This is a genomic window from Hymenobacter crusticola (assembly GCF_002154225.1).
In the GTDB taxonomy this organism is placed as follows: domain Bacteria; phylum Bacteroidota; class Bacteroidia; order Cytophagales; family Hymenobacteraceae; genus Hymenobacter; species Hymenobacter crusticola.
In genome coordinates, this window is the sequence record NZ_MTSE01000125.1 from 1 (window position 1) to 712 (window position 712).

Below are 712 nucleotides of genomic sequence, written 5' to 3' on the forward strand. Positions count from 1 at the left end.
CAGGTCCGTGTGCGCCAATTCGGCTTTGGCCCGCTCCAACACCCGCGCGCGGAAGTTGTTGAAGCGGTCGTACTCCTGCGAGAGCCCTAAGATGGCCTTTAACTCGTCTAGCGCGATGGTGCGTTTGCCGAAGGCGGCGTACTCGCGCAGCAGCCAGTAAATGCGGGAGGACGCCGCACTTTTCAGCTTCATGAGCTCCGCCAGTTGGGCCTGAGTGAAGTGGCGTTGGAGCTGCAACAAATAGTCTTGCAGCTCATCGTTGAAGCGCAGGATCAGCAGGCCTTCCCCCTCCACGTAATCCGCCCGCGCCAGCAAGGGGATGGCCGAGTACGTGCGCTGCGTCATGATGCGCTGGCCATCGGCGCCCAGCGTCTCCAGGGTGATTAGGCGGCTAGCAAAGTTTTCCACGACTTTGCGGATGTGGCCATAATTCTGGCTGGCGGCAGGGTCCAAGAGCTCCTGCACGCGGAGTTCGCATTTCACAAAGGAGGTATCGNGCAAAGGAGGTGTCGTCGCGCTGGATCTGGGCGAGCATCGCCAGAAACAGGCGCGTCTCGGTGGTGTTCAAATCAAAGCGGCCGTTGATCAGGGCATTATGCTGCACGACCAGGGGCTGTCGCGTTCGAGCGCTGGGAGTGGCCATCGAGGGCTGGTCAGAGTGAGGTCTCCCTCAAAGGTAGGCAGAAAAGAGGGATCGACTACAACTTTCTTA

General features: G+C 59.8%; 2 protein-coding genes. Both read right to left on the minus strand.

Going from position 1 to position 712, the window contains the following annotated elements; genetic code table 11:
• The coding region (locus tag BXP70_RS29175) for a replication initiation protein (protein WP_262490780.1) at positions 1 to 483 on the minus strand (483 nt) is incomplete at its 3' end.
• Positions 392 to 643, minus strand: a complete 252-nt coding sequence (locus tag BXP70_RS31185) for a replication initiation protein (RefSeq protein WP_086597617.1) — start codon at positions 641 to 643, stop codon at positions 392 to 394. The genes BXP70_RS29175 and BXP70_RS31185, both read right to left, overlap by 92 nt.
• Positions 644 to 712 lie beyond the last annotated feature (69 nt).